17 protein-coding genes are annotated in these 19950 nt (G+C 71.7%); 7 read left to right on the top strand and 10 right to left on the bottom strand.

The window, feature by feature from the left end:
• Nucleotides 1–45: 45 nt before the first annotated feature.
• The gene (locus BC793_RS01015; protein ID WP_109588619.1) at nucleotides 46–1470 is read right to left on the bottom strand and encodes a sigma 54-interacting transcriptional regulator; all 1425 of its coding nucleotides are present in this window, start codon (nucleotides 1468–1470) and stop codon (nucleotides 46–48) included.
• 112 nt (nucleotides 1471–1582) lie between these two features.
• Between BC793_RS01015 and BC793_RS01020 the strand changes: the two genes are divergently transcribed.
• Nucleotides 1583–2419 carry a PhzF family phenazine biosynthesis isomerase gene (locus tag BC793_RS01020; protein WP_109588620.1) on the top strand — a complete coding sequence of 279 codons (837 nt, stop codon included), beginning with the start codon at nucleotides 1583–1585 and terminating at the stop codon, nucleotides 2417–2419.
• On the opposite strand, the gene BC793_RS01025 is transcribed toward BC793_RS01020, so the two are convergent.
• A complete protein-coding gene (locus tag BC793_RS01025) occupies nucleotides 2412–4220 on the bottom strand; it encodes a Xaa-Pro dipeptidyl-peptidase (protein ID WP_109588621.1) in 1809 nt (602 codons plus the stop codon). The genes BC793_RS01020 and BC793_RS01025 overlap by 8 nt on opposite strands.
• 43 nt (nucleotides 4221–4263) lie before the next feature.
• Here BC793_RS01025 and BC793_RS01030 point away from each other — a divergent pair, with 43 nt between their 5' ends.
• Nucleotides 4264–5886, top strand: coding sequence for an ABC-F family ATP-binding cassette domain-containing protein (locus BC793_RS01030; protein WP_109588622.1), 1623 nt, complete (start codon nucleotides 4264–4266; stop codon nucleotides 5884–5886).
• 1 nt (nucleotide 5887) lies between these two features.
• On the opposite strand, the gene BC793_RS01035 is transcribed toward BC793_RS01030, so the two are convergent.
• From BC793_RS01035 to glgA, 3 genes are read right to left on the bottom strand one after another with little or no spacing between them, the layout of a single operon-like run.
• A complete protein-coding gene (locus tag BC793_RS01035; RefSeq protein ID WP_158319175.1) occupies nucleotides 5888–6574 on the bottom strand; it encodes a hypothetical protein in 687 nt (228 codons plus the stop codon).
• Between the two features lie 57 nt (nucleotides 6575–6631).
• Nucleotides 6632–8254 (bottom strand): glycoside hydrolase family 10-like protein, encoded by a 1623-nt coding sequence (locus tag BC793_RS01045; protein ID WP_239169802.1) that lies wholly within the window; start codon nucleotides 8252–8254, stop codon nucleotides 6632–6634.
• Nucleotides 8251–9453, bottom strand: coding sequence for a glycogen synthase (gene glgA, locus BC793_RS01050; RefSeq protein ID WP_109588625.1), 1203 nt, complete (start codon nucleotides 9451–9453; stop codon nucleotides 8251–8253). The genes BC793_RS01045 and glgA overlap by 4 nt, the downstream gene beginning before the upstream one ends.
• A gap of 59 nt (nucleotides 9454–9512) precedes the next feature.
• Between glgA and BC793_RS01055 the strand changes: the two genes are divergently transcribed.
• From BC793_RS01055 to glgC, 3 genes are all read left to right on the top strand, one after another.
• A complete protein-coding gene (locus tag BC793_RS01055) occupies nucleotides 9513–11027 on the top strand; it encodes a GGDEF domain-containing protein (RefSeq protein ID WP_146246150.1) in 1515 nt (504 codons plus the stop codon).
• A gap of 9 nt (nucleotides 11028–11036) precedes the next feature.
• Nucleotides 11037–13238 carry a putative bifunctional diguanylate cyclase/phosphodiesterase gene (locus BC793_RS01060; protein WP_109588627.1) on the top strand — a complete coding sequence of 734 codons (2202 nt, stop codon included), beginning with the start codon at nucleotides 11037–11039 and terminating at the stop codon, nucleotides 13236–13238.
• An 87-nt stretch (nucleotides 13239–13325) separates the two neighbouring features.
• A complete protein-coding gene (gene glgC, locus BC793_RS01065; RefSeq protein ID WP_109588628.1) occupies nucleotides 13326–14558 on the top strand; it encodes a glucose-1-phosphate adenylyltransferase in 1233 nt (410 codons plus the stop codon).
• Between the two features lie 25 nt (nucleotides 14559–14583).
• On the opposite strand, the gene BC793_RS01070 is transcribed toward glgC, so the two are convergent.
• The 5 genes from BC793_RS01070 to BC793_RS01090 form a co-directional block, all read right to left on the bottom strand.
• Nucleotides 14584–15597 carry an AraC family transcriptional regulator gene (locus tag BC793_RS01070; protein WP_239169801.1) on the bottom strand — a complete coding sequence of 338 codons (1014 nt, stop codon included), beginning with the start codon at nucleotides 15595–15597 and terminating at the stop codon, nucleotides 14584–14586.
• Nucleotides 15598–15607: 10 nt separating this feature from the next.
• Nucleotides 15608–15982 carry a phospholipase gene (locus BC793_RS01075; protein WP_109588630.1) on the bottom strand — a complete coding sequence of 125 codons (375 nt, stop codon included), beginning with the start codon at nucleotides 15980–15982 and terminating at the stop codon, nucleotides 15608–15610.
• A 24-nt stretch (nucleotides 15983–16006) separates the two neighbouring features.
• Nucleotides 16007–17398 (bottom strand): DUF4331 domain-containing protein, encoded by a 1392-nt coding sequence (locus BC793_RS01080; RefSeq protein ID WP_109588631.1) that lies wholly within the window; start codon nucleotides 17396–17398, stop codon nucleotides 16007–16009.
• 55 nt (nucleotides 17399–17453) lie between these two features.
• The gene (locus tag BC793_RS01085; protein ID WP_109588632.1) at nucleotides 17454–17729 is read right to left on the bottom strand and encodes a hypothetical protein; all 276 of its coding nucleotides are present in this window, start codon (nucleotides 17727–17729) and stop codon (nucleotides 17454–17456) included.
• 104 nt (nucleotides 17730–17833) lie between these two features.
• Nucleotides 17834–18718, bottom strand: coding sequence for a lytic polysaccharide monooxygenase (locus BC793_RS01090; RefSeq protein ID WP_109588633.1), 885 nt, complete (start codon nucleotides 18716–18718; stop codon nucleotides 17834–17836).
• Between the two features lie 120 nt (nucleotides 18719–18838).
• Here BC793_RS01090 and BC793_RS01095 point away from each other — a divergent pair, with 120 nt between their 5' ends.
• Both BC793_RS01095 and BC793_RS52170 read left to right on the top strand, forming a co-directional pair.
• Complete coding sequence (locus BC793_RS01095; protein WP_109588634.1) at nucleotides 18839–19207, top strand: FKBP-type peptidyl-prolyl cis-trans isomerase; 369 nt, start codon at nucleotides 18839–18841, stop codon at nucleotides 19205–19207.
• A 96-nt stretch (nucleotides 19208–19303) separates the two neighbouring features.
• Nucleotides 19304–19858: a GNAT family N-acetyltransferase gene (locus tag BC793_RS52170; protein WP_109588635.1), complete on the top strand. Its 555-nt coding sequence runs from the start codon at nucleotides 19304–19306 to the stop codon at nucleotides 19856–19858.
• Nucleotides 19859–19950: the final 92 nt, after the last annotated feature.

The following is a 19950-nucleotide window of genomic DNA, read 5'->3' on the forward strand; positions in this document are numbered from 1 at the left end:
GCATGCGCGGCGGGGGCGGGGGTGGCGAAGGTGGGCATCAGCGGCTCAGCTTCCGTAGATGGTGCGGCCGTCGTCGGTCAGCTCCTTCGCCAGGCGGCGGGTCAGGTGCAGGCCCTCCAGCGCGAACTCGATGCCGGAGGCCGCCTGACCGGGGCTGGGCGCGTCGCCGAGGTCGAGCCGGTCGAGGACCTTGGCCAGGCCGGGCACCGTGCCGATCTGATCGAGCAGCTCCTCGGCGCTGACCAGGTCACCGGTCTGGATGATGGCACCCTCGGCGACGAGGTCGGTGAAACCGGACAGGTCGAGACCGGCGAGCCGGGCCCGGAACGTCTCGGCGGTGGCGACGCGCAGCAGATGGCCGAGGATCTCGGTCTCCCGGCCCTCCTCACCGCTCTCGAACTCGACCTTGCCGCGCAGCGTCGACGTCACCGACACGGTGTCGCAGACGCGGGCGACGGCCTCGCGCTCACCACGGAGCCCGGCCCGGCGCAGCGCGGACGCGGCGACGGTCTCGGCGGCGGCGATCGCGAACCGGGCGGACACCCCGGAGCGGGCGTCGACCGACGGCGACTCGCGGACCCCGCGCGTGTAGCGGGCCAGCACCTCCACCAGGAAGGCCGGCAGCTGCGCGACCAGGGACGCCTCCTGCCGGATCAGCGCGATCTCCAGCTCGAGGTCGACCGGGTAGTGGGTACGGATCTCCGCCCCGAACCGGTCCTTGAGCGGCGTGATGATCCGGCCGCGGTTGGTGTAGTCCTCCGGGTTGGCCGACGCCACGAGCAGCAGGTCCAGCGGCAGCCGCAGCTGGTAGCCACGGACCTGGATGTCGCGTTCCTCGAGCACGTTGAGCAGCGACACCTGGATGCGCTCGGCGAGGTCGGGCAGCTCGTTGACGGCGAAGATGCCCCGGTTGGTGCGCGGCACGAGACCGAAGTGGATGGTCTCCGGGTCGCCGAGCGCGCGGCCCTCGGCCACCTTGATCGGGTCGACGTCGCCGATCAGGTCACCGACGCTGGTGTCCGGGGTGGCGAGCTTCTCCCCATAGCGCTCCGAGCGGTGCAGCCACGCGACCGGCAGGAGGTCACCGGACTCGGCGGCCCGCCGGCGGGCGGCCGGGGTGAGCGGATGGTACGGATGTTCGTGCAGCTCGGAGCCCTCGATGTAGGGCGTCCACTCGTCGAGGAGGCCGACGAGCGCACGGATGAGCCGGGTCTTGCCCTGCCCCCGCTCGCCGAGCAGAACCATGTCGTGGCCGGCGAGCAGCGCCCGCTCGACCTCGGGCAGCACGGTGTCCTCGTAGCCGACGATGCCGGGGAAGCGTGGCTCACCGGAACCGAGCCGGGTCAGCAGGTTGTCGCGCAGCTCCTCCTTGACGGTGCGGAACTCGTGCCCGGAGGCACGCAACTCGCCCACGGTGCGGGGCAGATCGGCGGGCGGGACGGGTGTGATCGCGAAGGGCGCCTGTGTCACCGCAAGAACGCTACCCCTGTCCTGTGACAAACAACGACTGTGCGGGCGGACACATCCAGGGCCGCGGGATTGGCTCTGGTCGCGGTTCCGGCCGCGCGGCACGCTTCGCCTCATGACGACGAGCGAGCCGACCACCGGGATCCAGCGGTACGCCGCATTCACCCTCGACCCCGCCGGCGGCAACCCGGCCGGCGTGGTCCTCGACGCGGGCGCCCTGGACGACGCCGCCATGCAGGCGATCGCCGCGGACGTCGGCTACTCGGAGACCGCGTTCGTGACGGCCCGTGACGGCGACCGGTTCCGGGTGCGGTACTTCAGCCCGCTGGCCGAGGTCCCGTTCTGCGGGCACGCCACGGTGGCGACGGCGGTCGCGCTGGGGCCGGGCGAGCACCTGTTCGAGACCAACGCGGGTCTCGTGCCGGTCATCGTCGACGGCTCCGGGACGGCCACACTGACCAGCGTGGATCCGCACGTCACGGAGCTGGCGGCGGACGATCTGGCGGCCCTGCTGGCGGCGCTGCGCTGGGACGCCGGTGACCTGGACCCGCTTCTTGCGCCGAAGGTGGGGTTCGGTGGGGCGTACCACCCGATTCTGGCCGTGCGGAGCCGTGCGCGGCTCGCGGACCTGGACTACGACGTGCCGGCGCTGAAGGCGCTGATGACCGGGCGTGGCTGGACCACGGTGCAGCTGGTGTTCCGGGCCGGGGAGAACGAGTTCGACGTGCGTGATCCGTTCCCGGTGGGCGGGGTGTATGAGGACCCGGCGACCGGGGCGGCGGCCGCGGCCTTCGGCGGTTATCTGCGGGAGCTGGGCCTGGTGGGCGCCGCCGCGACGGTCACCCTGCGGCAGGGCGACGACATGGGGCGGCCGAGCCGCATCACCGTCCGCCTGGATCCGGAGATCAAGGGGGTACGGGTCAGCGGCACGGCCGTCCCGATCGTCAGCTGAGCGCCGGCTCGCCGGGGAGGCGGCTGAGCCGGGCGGTCAGGAACGACGCCCCGGGCCGGACACCGACGACCGTCCCGGACGGGTACCGCAGCGTGTGGTCGCGGTCGGTGGAGATCAGCACCACGCCGATCCGGTGCCCGGCCGCGAACACGTGGTCGGTGCTCTGCAACGCGAACCGGAACGTGTACGCCTCCCCGGCCGTGACCGGCGTGGTCCACGACGGCGAGATCCGGTTGCGCACGTCGATCCAGCCGCGGGTGACGATCTCGTAGTCCGACGGTGCCGTCACGTACTCCCGTCTGGCGAAGCAGCCGGGGTCGCCCTCGATGCCGGGCCCGATGCAGTCCTGTTCGGTCAGGGTGCGCACCCGGACGAACCGGTCGGCGGTCCCGTAGTCGACCAGCAGCGCCGTCAGATACGGCGAGTCGCCGGCCAGGTCGGCCCGGACGCTGATCCGGGGTGTCCCGGTGAGCCGGACGTCGGCGGTCAGCGGCGCGGTCAGGTGGGCGAACCGGTTCGGGTCGGCGGCGTCCGGTGCGGCGGCCAACGACCCGGCGGTACGGGAGGTGTCGTCCACGAACGTCCGCCGCGGCCCGTCACCGAGTCGCAGCGTGGTGTCGCGGCCCCGCAGCGGCCAGGACGTCGAGGTCGTCCACCGGCCGGGCGCGACCTCCACGTCGGCGATGGGCTCCCGCATGATCCCGGTGTCGATGCCGTGGAGCCACTGGTCGAACCACCGGTGCAGGGTGTCCAGCCACGCGTCGCGGCGGATGTTGAACGGGTCGGTGTGCCCGGCCTGGTGCAGCCAGATCTTGCGGGGTACGTGGTTGCGGCCGAGCGCGTCCCACCACTGTCCGGCGTGCAGGGTCCGCACGTTGAAGTCGTGCAGCCCGTGCACCAGCAGCACACTGGCCCGCACCCGGTCGGCGTCGCGCAGGTAGTTCCGCTCGTTCCAGTAGCGGCTGTAGTCGCCGGTCTCCCGGTCCTGCTCCCGTTCCAGTTCGGCCGTCACCCCGGCACACCTCTCCGGGTCGGCCCGGGTCAGGACGGCCTTGGCCAGGATGTCGGTGTCCTCGCCCTGGAATCCGCCGGGCGCGACGACACCGCCGTTGGCGCGGTAGTAGTCGTACCAACTGGAGATCGCCGCGATCGGCACGATCGTCTCCAGGCCGCGCACCCCGGTCGCGGCGACCGCGTTCGGCAGGGTGCCGTTGTAGGAGACGCCGATCATGCCGGTCCGCCCGGTCGTCCAGCCGGCCCGCACGGGTGCCCCGGCGGCGTCGAAGCCGGGCGCCCGCCCGTTCAGCCAGTCGATCACGGCCTTCATGCCGAGGGTCTCGTTGCGGCCGCCGGAGGTCGGGCAGCCGTCCGAGCCGCCGCTGCCCAGGCTGTCGGCGAAGATCACGGCGTAGCCGCGGGGCACGAAGTAGTTGTCCAGGTAACCGGCGAACGTGATCACTCCGGCGCGGTCCACTGTCGAGGACCGTGCCGACGCACCGCCGTCGCGGTCGACGTCGTCGTGGTTCGGGATGTCGTTGAGGCCCGCGTAATACGGGCTGGGCTGGAAGATCACCGGCACCTTGCGGGTGGTGGCGGGCCGGATGATCCGCACGGCGACCCGGTCCGGCCGGCCGTCGGAGTCACTGTCGACCGGGGTCTGCACCCAGACCTGTTCCCGGATGGCGGCGGCGTAGTCGTGGTCCGGCCGGGTCCCGGTCGCGGCGTGGGCCGGCGTCGCGGCGGTGACCGCGGAGCCGGCGAGAACCATCAGCACGGTGAGGCTTCTGGCGAGCAGTGGCATCGGCACACCATATCGTCATGCGTGAATATCAGAGGATGGTCGGATGAGCGCCACACTGATCGCCCGGCAACTCGCGGCGGGACACGGGGACCGCACCCTCTTCACCGAGCTCGACCTGGTCGTCGCGCCGGGCGACGTGATCGGCCTGGTCGGGGTGAACGGCGCGGGCAAGACGACGCTGCTGCGTACCCTCGCCGGGTCGATCCCCACGGAGAGCGGCAGCGTCTCGCTGAGCCCGCCCACCGCCAACGTCGGATATCTCCCGCAGGAGCGGGAGCGCCGGCCCGGCGAGAGTGTGCGCGACTTCCTGGGCCGCCGCACCGGCGTCACCGCGGCGCAGGAGGCGATGGACGCCGCCGCCGAGGAGCTGAGCCGGGAGGTGCCGGGCTCCGACGACCGCTATGCCGCGGCGCTGGACACCTGGCTGGACCTCGGCGGCGCCGACCTGGACGAGCGGATCGCCGAGGCCGACCTCGGGTTCGCGCTGGACCTGCCGATGACCGCACTCTCCGGCGGCCAGGCGGCCCGCGCCGGAATGGCGTCGTTGCTGCTCAGCCGCTACGACATCTACCTGCTCGACGAGCCGACCAACGACCTCGACCTGGACGGGCTGGCCCGGCTGGAGGCGTTCGTGGCCGGGCTGCGCGCTGGTGCCGTGCTGGTCAGTCACGACCGCGAGTTTCTCACCCGGACCGTGACCAAGGTGCTCGAACTCGATCTCGCACAGAACCGGGTCAACCTGTTCGGCGGCGGCTACGACTCCTATCTCGAGGAACGCGACCGGGCCCGCCGGCACGCCCGCGAGGAGTTCGAGGAGTACGCCGACAAGAAGGACGACCTGCTCGAACGCGCCCGGATGCAGCGTGGCTGGGCGGACAAGGGGGTGCGCAACGCCCGCCGCAAGGCCACCGACAACGACAAGAACATCAAGGCGTTCCGGGCCGACTCCAGCGAGAAGCAGGCCGCGAAGGCCCGCCAGACCGACCGGATGATCGAGCGCCTGGAGGTGGTCGAGGAGCCCCGTAAGGAGTGGGACCTGCGGATGGAGATCGCCACCGCGCCCCGGGCCGGCGCGATCGTGGCCACCCTCCGCGACGCCGTGGTCCGCCGCGGCGACTTCACACTGGGCCCGGTGACGTTGCAGATCGACTGGGCCGACCGGGTGGCGATCACCGGCGCCAACGGGTCCGGCAAGTCGACTCTGCTGGCGGCCCTGCTCGGCCGGACTTCCCTGGAGTCGGGCACGCAGCACCTCGGCCCCGGCGTCGTGGTCGGCGAGGTCGACCAGGCACGCGGCCTGTTCCTCGGCGGCGAGCCGCTGGCCCGGGCGTTCGGCGCCGCCGTGCCGGACTGGCCGGACGCCGAGGTGCGCACCCTGCTGGCGAAATTCGGCCTGCGCTCGGAGCACGTGCTGCGCCCGGCGGTCACCCTCTCCCCCGGCGAGCGCACCCGTGCCGCCCTGGCGCTGCTCCAGGCCCGCGGGGTCAACCTGCTGGTCCTCGACGAGCCGACCAACCACCTCGACCTGGCGGCCATCGAGCAGCTGGAGTCGGCGCTGGCCTCCTACACCGGCACGCTGCTGCTGGTCACCCACGACCGCCGGATGCTGGAGGCGGTCGCCACCGACCGCCGCCTCGAGGTCGCCGACGGCCGGGTCACCGGCTGAGTCACCGGCCGGCCGGCGCGAGCCTGGCGACGGCCTTGCGGGCCGCGGCCTCCAGGTCGGCGACCTTCAGGTCGGTCTCACTCATCAGCAGGACGGTGACGTAGGCCTTCCCGGCGGCGGCCGCCAGGAGGCGCCCCTTCACGGTCAGCTTCATGGTGGGCACGGTCATCACGAAACTCACGGCCGCCGACGCGTCGCCGATCTTCGGAGCCAGGGGGTACGGGCTGAGCGCGAACCCCATGTCCATCGGCAGCTCCCCCGCCGCCCGGGTGAACGACGAGCAGCCCGGCAGCAGCCCGGCGAGTTTGGCGACCGCCGCACGCGCCGCGTCGGCTCCCGGCTCGGCCAGGGTCTCCACCAGCAGTTCCTCGTCGCCGGGGCCGCGCACGTACTCGCGGTACACCGTCCCGGCCGGTACCCGGGCACCGTTGCCGCAGGCCGCGATCTCCGCCGGGATCCGGGCGAACAGATCGTCGGTGGTGTCCGCCTGCGGTGCGAACCCGGCCGGCACCTCACCGGCGGGCAGCAGCGCCGCGGTGAGCCGCGCGCCGGCCGGATCGTCGGGTGGCGGCGGCAGGACGCCGGCACCGCCCGGCCGCACGGCCGTCGCACCGGGCGGGACGGCGAGTCCCGCGGACGGCAGGGCGAGCACGGTGGCGAGCGTGACGGCGGCCGTGAGCGTGATCATTCGGGGCACGGCTCACGCTATCTCCGTGGACCGCACCTTCGCCGACCGAACGCCGGATTATCCAGCGGTGGTGAACGGGCTGCTCAGCGGACCTTCGTTGGCGGACCGGTCGAGGCCGCTGACGCAGTAGGTGGCGGGACCGGCCGGTGGCTTCGGGTCGACCACGGCGGTGCCCGCCCGGCCGGTCGCGACGAGGGCGGACGTGTTGCCGTCCGTACGGTAGAGGGCCCAGCTCGCGCCGCCACCGTCGGCGACCGTCAGGGTCACCGCGCCCGTCCCGGACCTGGTCGCCGCGGTGATCCGCGGCGCCGCCGGTGGTGCGGCCGGAAGCCGCGCGATCCGCGGGAGCAGCGCCGGCGTCGCGTAGTGCTTCGCCCGGTAGCGGGTGGTCGCGCCGAGCCGGTCGGAGCGCACCGACGCGGCACTGTAGTGGACCTGGCCCTGCACGCCGAACCTGTCGTTCAGGACCATCTGCCGGTCCAGTTCGGCCGGATCGCTCCAGTCGCCCTTCTCACCGACCCGGTAGTCGCCCATCCCGATGTAGAGCTGCACGCCGGTGCCCTTGACCGTTTTCGCCCACCAGGGCAGCACCTTGGCGTAGTCGGCCTTGTCGAATCCGACCGTCCAGTACAGCTGCGGCACGATGTAGTCGAGCCAGCCCTCGCGCACCCAGGTACGGGTGTCGGCGAAGATGGCGCTGTAACTCTCCAGGCCGCTGGTGTCCGAGCCCTCGCCGCCGTTGCGCCAGATGCCGAACGGGCTGATCCCGAACTTGACCCACGGTTTGACCTCGGCGATCCGCTGTTTCATCTCGCGGACCAGGGTGTTGACGTTGTCGCGGCGCCAGTCGGCGCGGCTCCTCCCGCCGCCGTACTTCGCGAACGACGCGTCGTCGGGGAACTCCTGCCCCTTGCCGTCACCCGGGTACGGGTAGAAGAAGTCGTCGAAGTGGACACCGTCGACGTCGTACCTCGCGACCGCCTCCAGCATCGCGTCCTCGACGAACTTGCGGGCCTCCGGGTTGCCCGGGTCGTAGTAGAAGCGGCCCTTGGCACCGGACGGGTGCGCGATGCGCCACTCCGGGTGCACCACCAGCGGATGGTTCGCGGGCAGCTTCGACAGGTCGGTGCCCGCGCCGGACGGGGCGAACTGGGTGCCCCGGTAGGGGTTGAACCAGGCGTGGAACTCCAGGTTGCGCCGGTGGGCCTCGTCGACCATGAACGCCATCGGGTCCCAGCCGGGGTCCGCGCCGTCCAGCCGGCCGGTCAGCCAGTTCGACCAGGGGGCGTAGTCGGACTTCCAGAACGCGTCGCCGCTCGGGCGCACGTGCACGAAGATCGCGTTGTGGTTCTGCGCGACGGCCAGATCCAGCCAGCGCAGATATTCCGCGCGGACCTGCTCCTGCGGCAACCCCGGCCGGCTCGGCCAGTCGATGTTGTAGACCGTGGTGAGCCACATGCCGCGCAGCTCCCGCGGGGCGGACACCGGCACGGCCCCGCACAGCCCGGTCACGGTCTGCGTGGGTGCGTCGGCCACCGCCACGGTGTCGGCCTCGCCGGTCCGCGCGGGCGGCTCGTAGAACGCGGCCCGGACCAGGCCGATCCCCAGCACCGCTCCGGCGAACAGGACCGCCGACAGCAGCATCGCCACCCGCACCGGTGGCCGGCGCAGCAGACTCACCGCACCGACCGGTAGATCTCTAGGGTGTCCTCGGCGATCCGGGACCAGCTGAACATCTCCACGGCACGGCGACGGCCGGCCCGGCCCATCTCCGCGGCCAGCTGCGGGTCGTTCAGCACGCGGGTCAGGGTGGCGGCGAGGTCGGCGACGAACCGCTCCGGGTCGACGGGCGTACCCGTACCGTCCTGGACCTGGTCGATGCCGACCAGCAGGCCGGTCTCGCCGTCCGCGACCACCTCGGGGATGCCGCCGGTCGCGGTGGCGACCACCGCGGTCTCGCAGGCCATCGCCTCCAGGTTGACGATGCCCATCGGCTCGTAGATCGACGGGCAGACGAAGACGGTGGCGTGCGTGAGGACCTGGATGACCTCCTGCTTCGGCAGCATCTCCTGCACCCAGATCACGCCCTGCGGGTCACGCGTCCCGCGCAGGTCCCGGGCCAGCGACTCCACCTCGGCGGCGATCTCCGGCGTGTCCGGTGCGCCGGCCAGCAGGATGATCTGCGCCTCGGCGGGCAGCTGACGGCAGGCCCGCATCAGGTAGGGCAGGCCCTTCTGCCGGGTGATCCGGCCGACGAACACGACGCTCGGCCGGTTGCGGTCGATGCCGAGCCGGTCGACCACGTCGGTGCCGTGATCCGGCTGGTACAGCTCGGTGTCGATGCCGTTGTAGACGACGTGGATCCGGTCCGGGTCGACCGACGGGTACGCCCGGAGCACGTCACGCCGCATCCCGCCGGAGACCGCGATGATCGCGTCGGCGTTCTCGATCGCGGTCCGCTCGCAGAACGAGGAGAGCGCGTAGCCGCCACCGAGCTGCTCCGCCTTCCACGGGCGCAGCGGCTCCAGGCTGTGCGTGGTCACCACGTGCGGGACGCCGTGCAGCAGTTTCGCGGTGTGGCCGGCGAAATTCGCATACCAGGTGTGACTGTGCACCACGTCGGCGCCGGCGCAGCCCTGGGCGATGGCCAGGTTGACCCCCATGGTGCGCAGCGCGGCGTTGGCCTTAGCCAGCTCGGCGGGCTCCGGGTAGGCCGTGACACCGGCCTCGTCGCGCGGGGCGCCGAAGCAGTGCACCCGCACGTCGGCCAGCCCGCGCAGGTCACGGGCCAGATATTCGAGGTGGACCCCGGCGCCGCCATAGACCTCCGGCGGGTACTCACGGGTGATCAGGTCGGCGCGCAGTCGGGAGTCCGTCACGACTGGAGCTTAGCCGCCGTCCCTCAGGTCGGCCCGTGGCGGTGACGATGAGTGCGGGCGTGAGACGCCTCGACCGCCGGCTGTGGTACGGCTTCCTGCTCGGCGGTGCCGCGGCGGCCGCCGTCGCCCTGGTGCTGCCCGCACCCGCCGCCCGATGGGCACTGGCCGGGGTGGAGGTGGGCGCCGGCCTGGCCGTCCTGGCCGGGATCCGCCGGCACCGGCCGGAGGGTGCGCTGTTCTGGAGACTGCTGGCGGGCGGGCTGTTCCTCTTCGCCCTGACCCACCTGGCCGGCTCGCACGGCCCCGGCTCCCTGCTCGCCCTGAGCGGCGCCTTCCTGCTGGTCACCGTGGCGATGCTGGTGCGGGTACGGGCCTGTTCGCGGCCCGGCCACCATCGGGCCAACGTCCTCGACGGCGCCATGGTGGTGCTCGGTGTGATGGCCGGCACCTGGCCGGTGGTGATCGGCCCGGTGCTGGCCGAACGCTGGAATCACCCGACACCGGCCGCCGTGTTCGGCTTCTGCACGATCCTCATGCTGCTGCGGGTCGCCGGAGCCGCGGTCCTGCTGCTGGCCGGCGACCCGCGCAACCGGGCCCATCAGCTGGTCGTGGCCAGCACGTTCCTGCTGTTCGCCGCGGACGCCACCTTCGCGGTCTCGGACCGCCCGCCGACCGTCTGGCACATCCTGGCCTGGATGGCCGGGCATCTGATGATCGGGGCGGCCGCCCTGCACCCGTCGATGGCCCGCGCCGAGCGGGGCGCCGACCCGGAGACCCTGTCCCGTACCCGGCTCGGCCTGTTCGCCGTGCTGACCGCGTTCTACCCGCTGATGACCGGGCTGAACGCGCTGCCGAGAATGGCCGGCGGACCGCCGCCGGACGGGCCGCCGCCCGGGGAGAGCGGGCTGCACATGTTCGTACTCCCGATGCTGCTCGGCGTCGGGGTGAGTGTGCTGCTGGTGCTGCGCATGGGCATGCTCGGCAACCTGGCCCAGCGCCGGGCCCGGGCCCTGGACGCCGCCCTGCGCGAGCAGGAGGCGCTGCGCGCCGAGCTGGAGCACCGGGCCACCCACGACCCGCTGACCGGTCTCGGCAACCGGGCCGCGCTCACCGAGGCCCTCACCGTGGCCGTCGGCCGTCCACCCGGGGCACGCGGCTGGCTGCTGCTGCTGGACCTGGACGGCTTCAAGGAGGTCAACGACACCCTGGGCCATCCGGTCGGCGACGAACTGCTGGTGGCTCTCGGTACCGAGTTCCGGCGGCTCGCCGCGGACGGGCTGGTGGCCCGGCTCGGTGGTGACGAGTTCGCGGTGATCGTGCCCGGTGCCGCCCTGGACACCGCCGACACGCTGCTGCACGCCGCCGCCCGCGACCGGACGCTCGGCGGCCACCCGGTCCGGGTCTCGGCCAGCATCGGCGTGCTCGCCCTCGACGACGTGCACACCTGCGCCGACGCGCTGCGCGACGCGGACGTGGCCCTCTACGCCGCGAAGGCCGCCGGCCGTGGTTGCTATCGGGTGCACGCTCCGGAAAGTGACCGCCACGGCAACCGGACCGCAACCGGAGTCGGATGACATGGCGACGTGCCCATCCCTCGCATCCCGGCCTGGCAGCTCACCCTCGCGGGTGGCGCCGCCGCCGTGCTCGTCCTCCATCTGGTGGGCGGCGACCACGCCTGGCTGATCATGCAGGCGGCCGGGACCGCGATCCTGTTCCGGGCCGCGCGCCGGCACCGGTGCGGCTGGTGGCTGTTCTTCGCGGCGAGCGCCGCCGGGACCGCCACGTCCCTCTGGTGGAGCATCCGGGGCGGCGAACCGGCGATCACGCCGATGGGCCTGTCCCTGGCCCTGCAGTACACCCTGCACGCGGCCGCGGCCGTCCAGTTCACCCGCCGCCGCAAGCCCGGCGGCGCCGCCGAGGCCGGGGCCGTGGTGCTGGCCGTGGCCATGCTGGCCTGGTCCTTCGTCGTCCTGCCCTATCTGGGGCAGCCCGGGTACCGGCTGGTCGACGACGCGCTGGCGGCCTTCTACGCGCTGCTCGACCTGGCGATCCTGGCGACCGTGCTGCGGACCGCGGCCGACTCCCGCCGGGTGCCCGGCATCCTGGTCGCCGGCGCCGGGTCGATGCTGCTCGGCGCCCACCTCCTCTACGCCGCGACGTCGGCCGAGGGCACCCGCCCGTTCCTGTCCGGCGGCGGGCCGCACCTGCTGATCCAGCTCTGGTGGGTGCTGATCGTCGCCGCGTCGGTGCACCCGCGGGCCGCCCAGCCGCTCGCCACCGACCTGGCGCCCGGCCGGTCCACCCTCGCCGTCATGTACACCGTCGCCGTCGCCGGCCCGCTGCTGCCGGCCGTCGCCGCCCCCTCGGCGGTGGTCGTCGTGCCGGCGGTGCTGACCGCCGCGCTGTGCGGGCTCCTGCTGCTGCGGATCGTGGTGCTGGCCCGGCTCGCCGAGCGCCGGGCCCGGCAGGCCCGGGAGGCCCTGCAGGAGCAGCAGGTGCTCCAGCGGCGGCTCGCCTACCGGGCCGGGCACGACTCGCTGACCGGACTGGCCAACCGCGACCTGCTCCTGGACCACCTGGGCCGGGCCGTCGCCGGGGACCGCCCGTACGCGCTGATCCTCTGCGCGCTCGACGGGTTCAAGGAGATCAACGACACGTACGGGCATCACGTCGGCGACACCGTGCTGCGCCAGGTGGCCGGGAGGCTGCTGCTGTTCGCGCCCGAGGTGGAGCTGGTGGCCCGGCTGGGCGGGGACGAGTTCGGGTTCCTGGTCACCTCCGGCACCGACGCCGGCGAGCTGGCCGACCGGGTCGTGACGGCGGTGTCGGCGGCGCCGTACGCCGTCGACGAGCGCCGCATCCCCCTGACCGCCCGGGCCGGACTGGCCGACGGAACGCCCGGCAACGACGCCGTCCTCGGTGACGCCGACCTGGCCCTGCGCGCCGCCAAGCAGGCCGGTGGGGCCCGTACCGCCCGGTTCGACGAATCGCTGCGCGCCGAGCAGTCGGAACGGGCCCGGATCGCCGCCGGGCTCCGGCAGGCCCTCGCCGACGGCACCCTGTTCATGCACTACCAGCCGGTCGTCGACACCGGCACCGGCCGGGCCACCGGGGTGGAGGCCCTGATGCGCTGGCGCCGCGACGGCGAGCTGGTGCCGCCGGGCGTGTTCATCCCGGTCGCCGAGCAGACCGGCCTGATCGGGGCGATCGGGGCCCGGGCGCTGCGGCTGGCGTGCGCGCAGGCCGCCGCCTGGCACCGCGAGCACGGCCTCTACCTGACCGTCAACGTCTCCACCCACCAGCTGCGCGACCCCGGTTTCACCGCGACGGTGCTGGAGACCCTCGCCGACACCGGGCTGCCCGCCGCGGCGCTGGTGCTGGAGATCACCGAATCGGTCCTCATCGACGCCGCGGACACCCCGGTGCTGGGTGAGTTGCGGGCGCACGGCATCCGGATCGCGATCGACGACTTCGGCACCGGGTACTCGTCGCTGGCGTACCTGCACGCCCTGCCGGTCGACATCCTGAAGATCGACCAGTCGTTCATCCGCCGCCACCAGGACCCGCCGCGGGCCCAGGACGTAAGCCTGACCAGGGCGATCCTGGAGCTGGCCCGCGGCCAGGACCTGCTCGCGGTGGCCGAGGGCGTGGAGACGGCGGGCCAGGCGCAGCTGCTGCGCGACCTGGGATGCCCGCTCGTGCAGGGGTACCACTTCGGCCGCCCGGCCGATGCCGACACGATCGACACGCTGATGCGTGAGTATGCTTTCCACGCCCCGGTCTGACCGGTAAGAAGGCGGCAGCACCAGCAAGATATTTCGAACCGCCCTTTCGGGTGGCGCCGGGGCGGCCGGAATATTAGCGTCCTCCCCATGGCAGTCAAGGTGCTTGCGATCGTTCTGGCTGGTGGAGAAGGCAAGCGCCTGATGCCGTTGACGGCTGACCGGGCCAAACCCGGTGTGCCCTTCGGCGGCATCTATCGCATGATCGACTTCGTGCTGTCCAACCTCGCGAACGCGGGATATCTCAAGATCGTCGTGCTGACGCAGTACAAGTCGCACTCGCTCGACCGGCACATCTCCAAGACGTGGCGCATGTCGACGCTCCTGGGCAACTACGTCACCCCGGTCCCCGCGCAGCAGCGACTCGGGCCCCGCTGGTTCGCCGGCTCCGCCGACGCGATCTACCAGAGCCTCAACCTGATCAACGACGAGTCACCCGACTACGTGATCGTGTTCGGCGCCGACCACATCTACCGCATGGACCCGAAGCAGATGGTCAACGACCACATCGCCTCGGGCGCCGCGGTCACCGTCGCGGGCATCCGCCAGCCGCTGTCGCTGGCCGACCAGTTCGGTGTCATCGACGTCGGGCCGGACGGCCGGAAGATCAAGGCGTTCCGGGAGAAGCCGAAGGACGCGGTCGGCCTGCCCGACTCCCCCGACGAGGTCTACGCGTCGATGGGCAACTACGTCTTCACCACCCGGGCCCTGTGCGAGGCGGTCTCCGCCGACGCGCAGAACCCGGACAGCAAGCACGACATGGGCGGCAACATCATCCCGATGCTGGTGGAGAAGGGCGAGGCGAACGTCTACGACTTCCGCGACAACGAGCTGCCCGGCGCCACCGACCGGGACCGCGGCTACTGGCGCGACGTGGGGACGCTCGACTCCTTCTACGAAGCCCACATGGACCTCATCGCCACCCTGCCCATCTTCAACCTCTACAACCACGACTGGCCGATCTTCACCAACTACGGCTCCTGGCCGCCCGCCAAGTTCGTGCACGGCTACGACGACCGGCAGGGCCGCGCCATCGACTCGATGATCTCCCCCGGCGTGGTCGTCTCCGGCGCCCTGGTGGAACGCTCGATCATCTCACCGAACGTCCGCGTCAACTCGTGGGCCCACGTCGACGGCGCGGTCATCATGGAGGGCGTCTCGGTCGGCCGGCGCGCGGTCATCCGCAACGCCATCATCGACAAGAACGTGGTGATCCCCGAGGGCGCCCAGATCGGTGTCGACCTGGACCGCGACCGCAAGCTCTACACCGTCAGCGACAACGGGGTGGTCGTCATCGGCAAGGGCCAGCGCGTCGAGCTCTGACCCGCCCGCGACGGCCGTGCCGGATTCAGCGGCGGTCCCGGAGGGTCTGCGACGGTGAGGTGCCGAACCGGTCGCGGTAGGCACCCGCGAAGCGGCCCAGGTGGGTGAACCCCCACCGGTAGGCGACCTCGCTCACGCTGACCTGCCCCGGATCGGATCGGGACAGTTCGGCGTGCACCTCGTCGAGGCGGCAGCGGCGCAGGTAGGCGAGCGGCGGGATCCCGACGTGCCGGCGGAACGACTCCTGGAGGACGCGGACACCGACACCGGCCAGAGCCGCCAGATCGTGGATGGTCCAGGGCCGCCACGGCTCGGTGTGGATGGCGTCGAGAGCACGTTTCACGGTGCGCGGCCGGTGCGGGCCCTGGAGACCGGCGGGCTCCTCGCCGTAGGGGTGCTCGACGGTGAGGGCCAGCCCACTGACCACCATGTCGCGCCAGCGGGCCGCCATCCGCGGGCGGCTGGCCAGGGCGTCCGGGCAGCGCAACTCGTGCAGCAGTAGACGGGTCAGAGCGGCCCAGGTCCGGCCGGGGCCGTCGACCAGGTCGAAGCTCGCCCCGAGCGGCAGCGGCGAGACGACCCGGTGGTCGAGGGCCGCGTCCACCTCGCGTTCCAGGGCGGCGCGGTCGACCTTGACGCTCAGCAGCCGGCTGTCGCCGGGCCAGTCGAGCTCGATGTCACCGGTCGGCCGGTAGACGACCGCCCGGGTGCAGTCGGCCCGGACCACCGTGCCGCGGTGCCGGGAGCGGACCGCGCCGCTGAGCGGGACCAGCACGTGGTACGCCGTCTCGAGCGCGGCGATCGTGATACGGATGTCGGTCCCGTACCGCACCTCGCCGAGGGTGATCGGGCCGATCGTGACCACGTCGGCGGCGAACCGCATCCGGCCGGGGTCACCGACCGGATCGATCCGCAGTGGTCCGTAGTAGAGCTTGCGACAGAACTCCCGGGCCTCGTCCATGTCGGAGGTGCGCAGGCCGACATGAACCGGGACGTCCGCGCCCGGCGATGCCGGGCCCGGGAGCCGACCGCCTGCCATGGCGTCCAGACTAGACCGCCACCGGTGTCCGTCCCGCAGTCAGATTCGCCGGCCAGGTGACCTCGGCGACCGCCCCGCCGTGGACTTCCACCTGCGTGAGCGGGGTGTCGTCGTCCTGCCAGACCACGTAACGGCCCTCCGGAAGACTGTCGATGACCACGCAGAAGGTGACACCCGACCGGACGTACCGGGCACGGACCGCGGCGTGGGTCCGGTTTCCGGTGTCGCCGACCGGGGACACCTCGATCTCGTGGCCGTGCAGCGTGCCCGGCGTGTGGATGATCAGCGCGCCGATCGTGCCGCCGATGTTCAGCATCACCGTGCCCTGCCCGGACGGGGCGTAGGTGTGGTGGTGATGGTGGTGGTCGCCATGTCCGAGGCTCATGCCGAAACTCCCTCGAGGGTCGCGTCAGGACGGGTTGTTGAAGCCGTCGAACGGGGTGGGCAGGAAGGGGAACTTCTTGAGCAGCGAGGCGCTGACATCCTTGATGCTCAGGCCCTGCTCGACCAGCCCGGACGCGGCGTCCGCCTTGAACTCCTTGTTCACCAGCGGCAGCGTGGCACCGGCGATCGCCTTGATCGAGATGGAGACCACGTCGTCGGCGATCCGGCGGCCGTTCGGGAAGCCGGCGAGGTCACCCCCGACGACACCGAAGGCGTTCTCCTTCTTCGCCGGCGGGATGGCCGTGTTGAGGCGCAGCATGTCGGCCTGAAGGGCGCCGGTGTTGTTCTGGAAGCCCTCGATCACGCCGTCCGGGATACCGGTCAGCAGGATGGCCAGCAGATCGGCACGGGCGTCCTTGGTCTTGTTGAACGCGGCCAGGTTGTCGAAGAGGCCCGGGTAGAGCGCCGGCAGGAGCGCTCCCAGCTCGGGCGTGGCGACGAACTCGGCGAACCGCTTGTCCTCGCTCGGCGGCAGGCTGTTCCACTTGTCCTTCTGTGCCATCGGCACGATGACCTCGTTGAACAGCGGGTTACCCAGACGGGAGACCTGCACCTGCGGCCCGACCACGACGTCGCCGCCGCCCTTCTCACCGCGCACCTCGACCTGACGGCGGCTGGCGGAGGTCCACACACCGATCACGGCGCCGGCGTCCTTGGCCCGAACCCGCTTCTTGCCCTCGCGGCGGACCATGTCCAGCGGGATCTGGATCGCGATGCTGTGCACGTTGGTCTTGTCGGTGGCGTTGACCGCCTTGCCGGCGTAGTTGAACAGCTGCGAGCCGACCAGGTGCTTGTCCTGGAACGGGCGCAGCGTACCCAGGTCGAAGATCGAGCCCAGGTCGACGAAGAAGGCGTCGGCGCGCTGGCCGGCGAAGACCTTCTCGCGGCTCTTCAGCTTGTGGACGGCGTCCTCGGCGAGCTTGGCGTAGTCCGGGATCGAGATCTTGCCGACGTTGCAGGGCGGGCACGGCAGCTTGCTCGCCAGCACCGTGCTCTTGCCGTGGCTGTCCACCTTCGTCACCGAGTAGAACTGGCGACGGTTCCAGTTCTCGTCGTCGAGCGACTTGATCTGACCGGTGTTGTACAGGAACGTCTTGTCGTTGCGCAGCTCGGTGCGGAACCGGAACTGGTAGGTGATGTCCGGGCGGGCGTCACCGTTCGCGTCGATGTGGATCTCGTACAGCACGTCGTCGCCGAACTCGAAGAAGTTCGGGCCGCTCGACGGGAGTTGCAGAGGCACATAGTTGGCGATGATCGTGACCGTGTCCGGATCGTCGGGGCTGACGAACGCGTACAGGTCTGAACTGTCGGCAACCGGGTCCTTGCTGATCTCCGGCGCTTCGCGATGTGAAGACATGTTCGGGGGATCTCCTGTCGGAAACGTTTAGGTCGAAACGTCGAAACGTCGGAAGTCAGCGGCCGGCGGCTTTGAGCAGGCTGGCCACGAGCTTCTTGTCGGTGATCGTCTTGACCTTCTCGCCGGAGAAGACATCGATCGTGCCCTTCTTGACATCGCGCAGCGAGATGACGAGCGGCGCACCGTCGTCATCGCTGTCCGCCGTGCCGGCGAGACTCAGACCGGCCACACCGGCGGCGGAGACGCCCACACCTGTCGCGGCGAGGGCCAGCACGCGGCGGCGGGACAGCCACGAGGTGCGGCCCGGTGCGCGGTAACGAACACGACTCATGCTTGGCCTTTCGTCGTTGGGGGGGCCTGACAGGCAATGCATCGTCGACGCCCGTCAGTACGAGATCCAGAAGCCGGCGGTTCAACAAAAATTTTCGAAGACCCTCAACGGGTTTCGCGGCGCCGCAGTCGGGAAAGGCCCGCACCGGCCCCCACCAGCACGGCGACGGCCAATGCGCCGCCGACGAGCCAGTGACCGAGACCGATCATTGATTCATCGGCCGCCGACAGACCGGCGGCGAGCTCCGGTACGGCACTCGGCGTCGCCGTGGGCGCGACCGTTGCCGGGGCCGCCGACGTCCGCCTGACCGCCGCCGTCTGCTTGACCACCGGGGCGGCACTCCTCGTGGCCGACGGCGTGACAGCGGGTGCGGCGGCGGCGGGGAACACCAGATCGGAGCAGGAGTAGTAGGTGTCCGGCGTGCTGGACGTCTCCCACACCATGTAGAGGATGTGCCGGCCGGTCCGTTTCGGCAGCGTCACCCTCATCCGGTACGCACCGTCGGTCAACGGCGGATCCTTGACCTCGGTGAGCGGGTCACCCAGGTCGCCCCAGGTCAGCTTCCGCGCCGGGTCGTACCCCGCCCGGGTGAGGAAGATCCGAAACGAGCCCTGGTGCGGGATCGTCCCCCGGTAGGTGATCCTCAGGTTCTGCCCGGACTTCACCGCGGTCGACGGGAAGTCGTCGCGCGCCAGGTCGAGGCCCCGGTAGAGGTCGATGCCGGCACTGCACAACTTCCCGTCGGGCACCCGGTCCCGGTCGTCCTTCACGTTCGCCAGGCGCAGGTTGTCGTAGGCGCCGAGGAACCCGTCGGTGGCCTTCAGGGCCGCCCTGCAGGCCGCGGCGCCCCGCTGGACACCGTTTCCGGCGCAGGCGGCGCTGCGGCTGATCGGCGTCATCGGCGCCCCGTGCGCATTCGCGGGCGAGGGCGCGGCGGGGACGGTCGCCGCGGCGACCAGGGCGACGGCGGCGATGCGACGGACAAACATGAGATCTCCCGGGTACGGCAGTGCAGAGCCACCCGGGGGTACGGAGTTCAGGCACCGCTCGTTCACCGGCCATCGACCTGTGATTGCATGGCCGAGTCAGGTAAGAAACCAGGAGGATTCATGCACAAGCCCGATGTCGGCCCCATTCCCGATGCTCCGGCCAGCGAACTGCTGATCGAGGACATCGTCCAGGGCGAGGGCCAGGAGGCGAAGGCCGGCGACTTCGTCAGCGTCCACTACGTGGGTGTCGCCCAGTCCACGGGCAAGGAGTTCGACGCCTCCTACAACCGGGGCGAGCCGTTCGGGTTCCGGGTGGCCGGCCAGCAGGTCATCGCCGGCTGGGACCAGGGCGTCGCCGGGATGAAGGTGGGCGGCCGCCGCAAGCTGATCATCCCGCCGCACCTGGGTTACGGCGCGCGGGGCGCGGCCGGCGCGATCAAGCCCAACGAGACCCTCGTCTTCGTGGTGGACCTGCTCGAGGTCCACTGAGACACCGCTCGCGGCGGCCGCGTCCCGCGATGGCGACGCGGCCGCCGAGAGCGAACGACAGAGGGCCGGCACCCGGCTCCGTCCCGAAAGACGACCATGCAGCCGATGGAGAACCCCGGAGTGACCACGGTACGCGTCGCGCCCACCGCCGACCTGCCCCCGGACGAGCGCGCCGCCGTCCGTGACCTGCTCGATCTGGCCTTCGACGGCGGCTTCGACGTCCACGACTGGGACCACACACTCGGCGGCCTGCACCTGATCGTCACCAGGGCCGGCCTGCCGGTCGCACACGGCGCCGTGGTCCAGCGCCGCTTCCTGCTCGACGGCCGGTCACTGCGCTGCGGCTACGTCGAGGCGGTCGCGGTACACCCACGATGGCGTGGGCACGGCCTGGCCGCCGCGGTGATGACCGAGGCCGAACGACTCATCGACGGCGGGTACGACCTCGGCGCACTCTCCGCCTCGACGGAGGGACGCGGCCTGTACCTGGCCCGCGGCTGGGTGCCGTGGACCGGCCCGACCGCGGTGCTCACCCCGTCCGGAGTGACCCGCACCCCCGACGACGACGACAGCACCCTGGTACGCCCCACGCCCGGCCTCGCCCTCACCGGCACCCTCACCTGCGACTGGCGTGACGGCGACGTCTGGTAACCCGCCGCCCCTCCCGCGCCCTTCCCCGGACGCTTCCCCCGCCCCCGCCGCCTTCCCGCGGCCCCGGGTACTCTCACCGCCTCCCAGCAGCC

Origin of the sequence: Actinoplanes xinjiangensis (assembly GCF_003148685.1) — a bacterium.
Lineage (GTDB): Bacteria > Actinomycetota > Actinomycetes > Mycobacteriales > Micromonosporaceae > Actinoplanes > Actinoplanes xinjiangensis.

Coding starts and splice junctions, on each gene's coding strand:
- BC793_RS01080 (WP_109588631.1), bottom strand. CDS start 17,398: ATGTCTTCACATCGCGAAGCGCCGGAGATCAGCAAGGACCCGGTTGCC.
- BC793_RS01030 (WP_109588622.1), top strand. CDS start 4,264: ATGAGCGCCACACTGATCGCCCGGCAACTCGCGGCGGGACACGGGGAC.
- BC793_RS01090 (WP_109588633.1), bottom strand. CDS start 18,718: ATGTTTGTCCGTCGCATCGCCGCCGTCGCCCTGGTCGCCGCGGCGACC.
- BC793_RS01075 (WP_109588630.1), bottom strand. CDS start 15,982: ATGAGCCTCGGACATGGCGACCACCACCATCACCACCACACCTACGCC.
- BC793_RS01070 (WP_239169801.1), bottom strand. CDS start 15,597: ATGGCAGGCGGTCGGCTCCCGGGCCCGGCATCGCCGGGCGCGGACGTC.
- BC793_RS01085 (WP_109588632.1), bottom strand. CDS start 17,729: ATGAGTCGTGTTCGTTACCGCGCACCGGGCCGCACCTCGTGGCTGTCC.
- BC793_RS01095 (WP_109588634.1), top strand. CDS start 18,839: ATGCACAAGCCCGATGTCGGCCCCATTCCCGATGCTCCGGCCAGCGAA.
- BC793_RS01020 (WP_109588620.1), top strand. CDS start 1,583: ATGACGACGAGCGAGCCGACCACCGGGATCCAGCGGTACGCCGCATTC.
- BC793_RS52170 (WP_109588635.1), top strand. CDS start 19,304: ATGCAGCCGATGGAGAACCCCGGAGTGACCACGGTACGCGTCGCGCCC.
- glgC (WP_109588628.1), top strand. CDS start 13,326: ATGGCAGTCAAGGTGCTTGCGATCGTTCTGGCTGGTGGAGAAGGCAAG.
- BC793_RS01025 (WP_109588621.1), bottom strand. CDS start 4,220: ATGCCACTGCTCGCCAGAAGCCTCACCGTGCTGATGGTTCTCGCCGGC.
- BC793_RS01035 (WP_158319175.1), bottom strand. CDS start 6,574: ATGATCACGCTCACGGCCGCCGTCACGCTCGCCACCGTGCTCGCCCTG.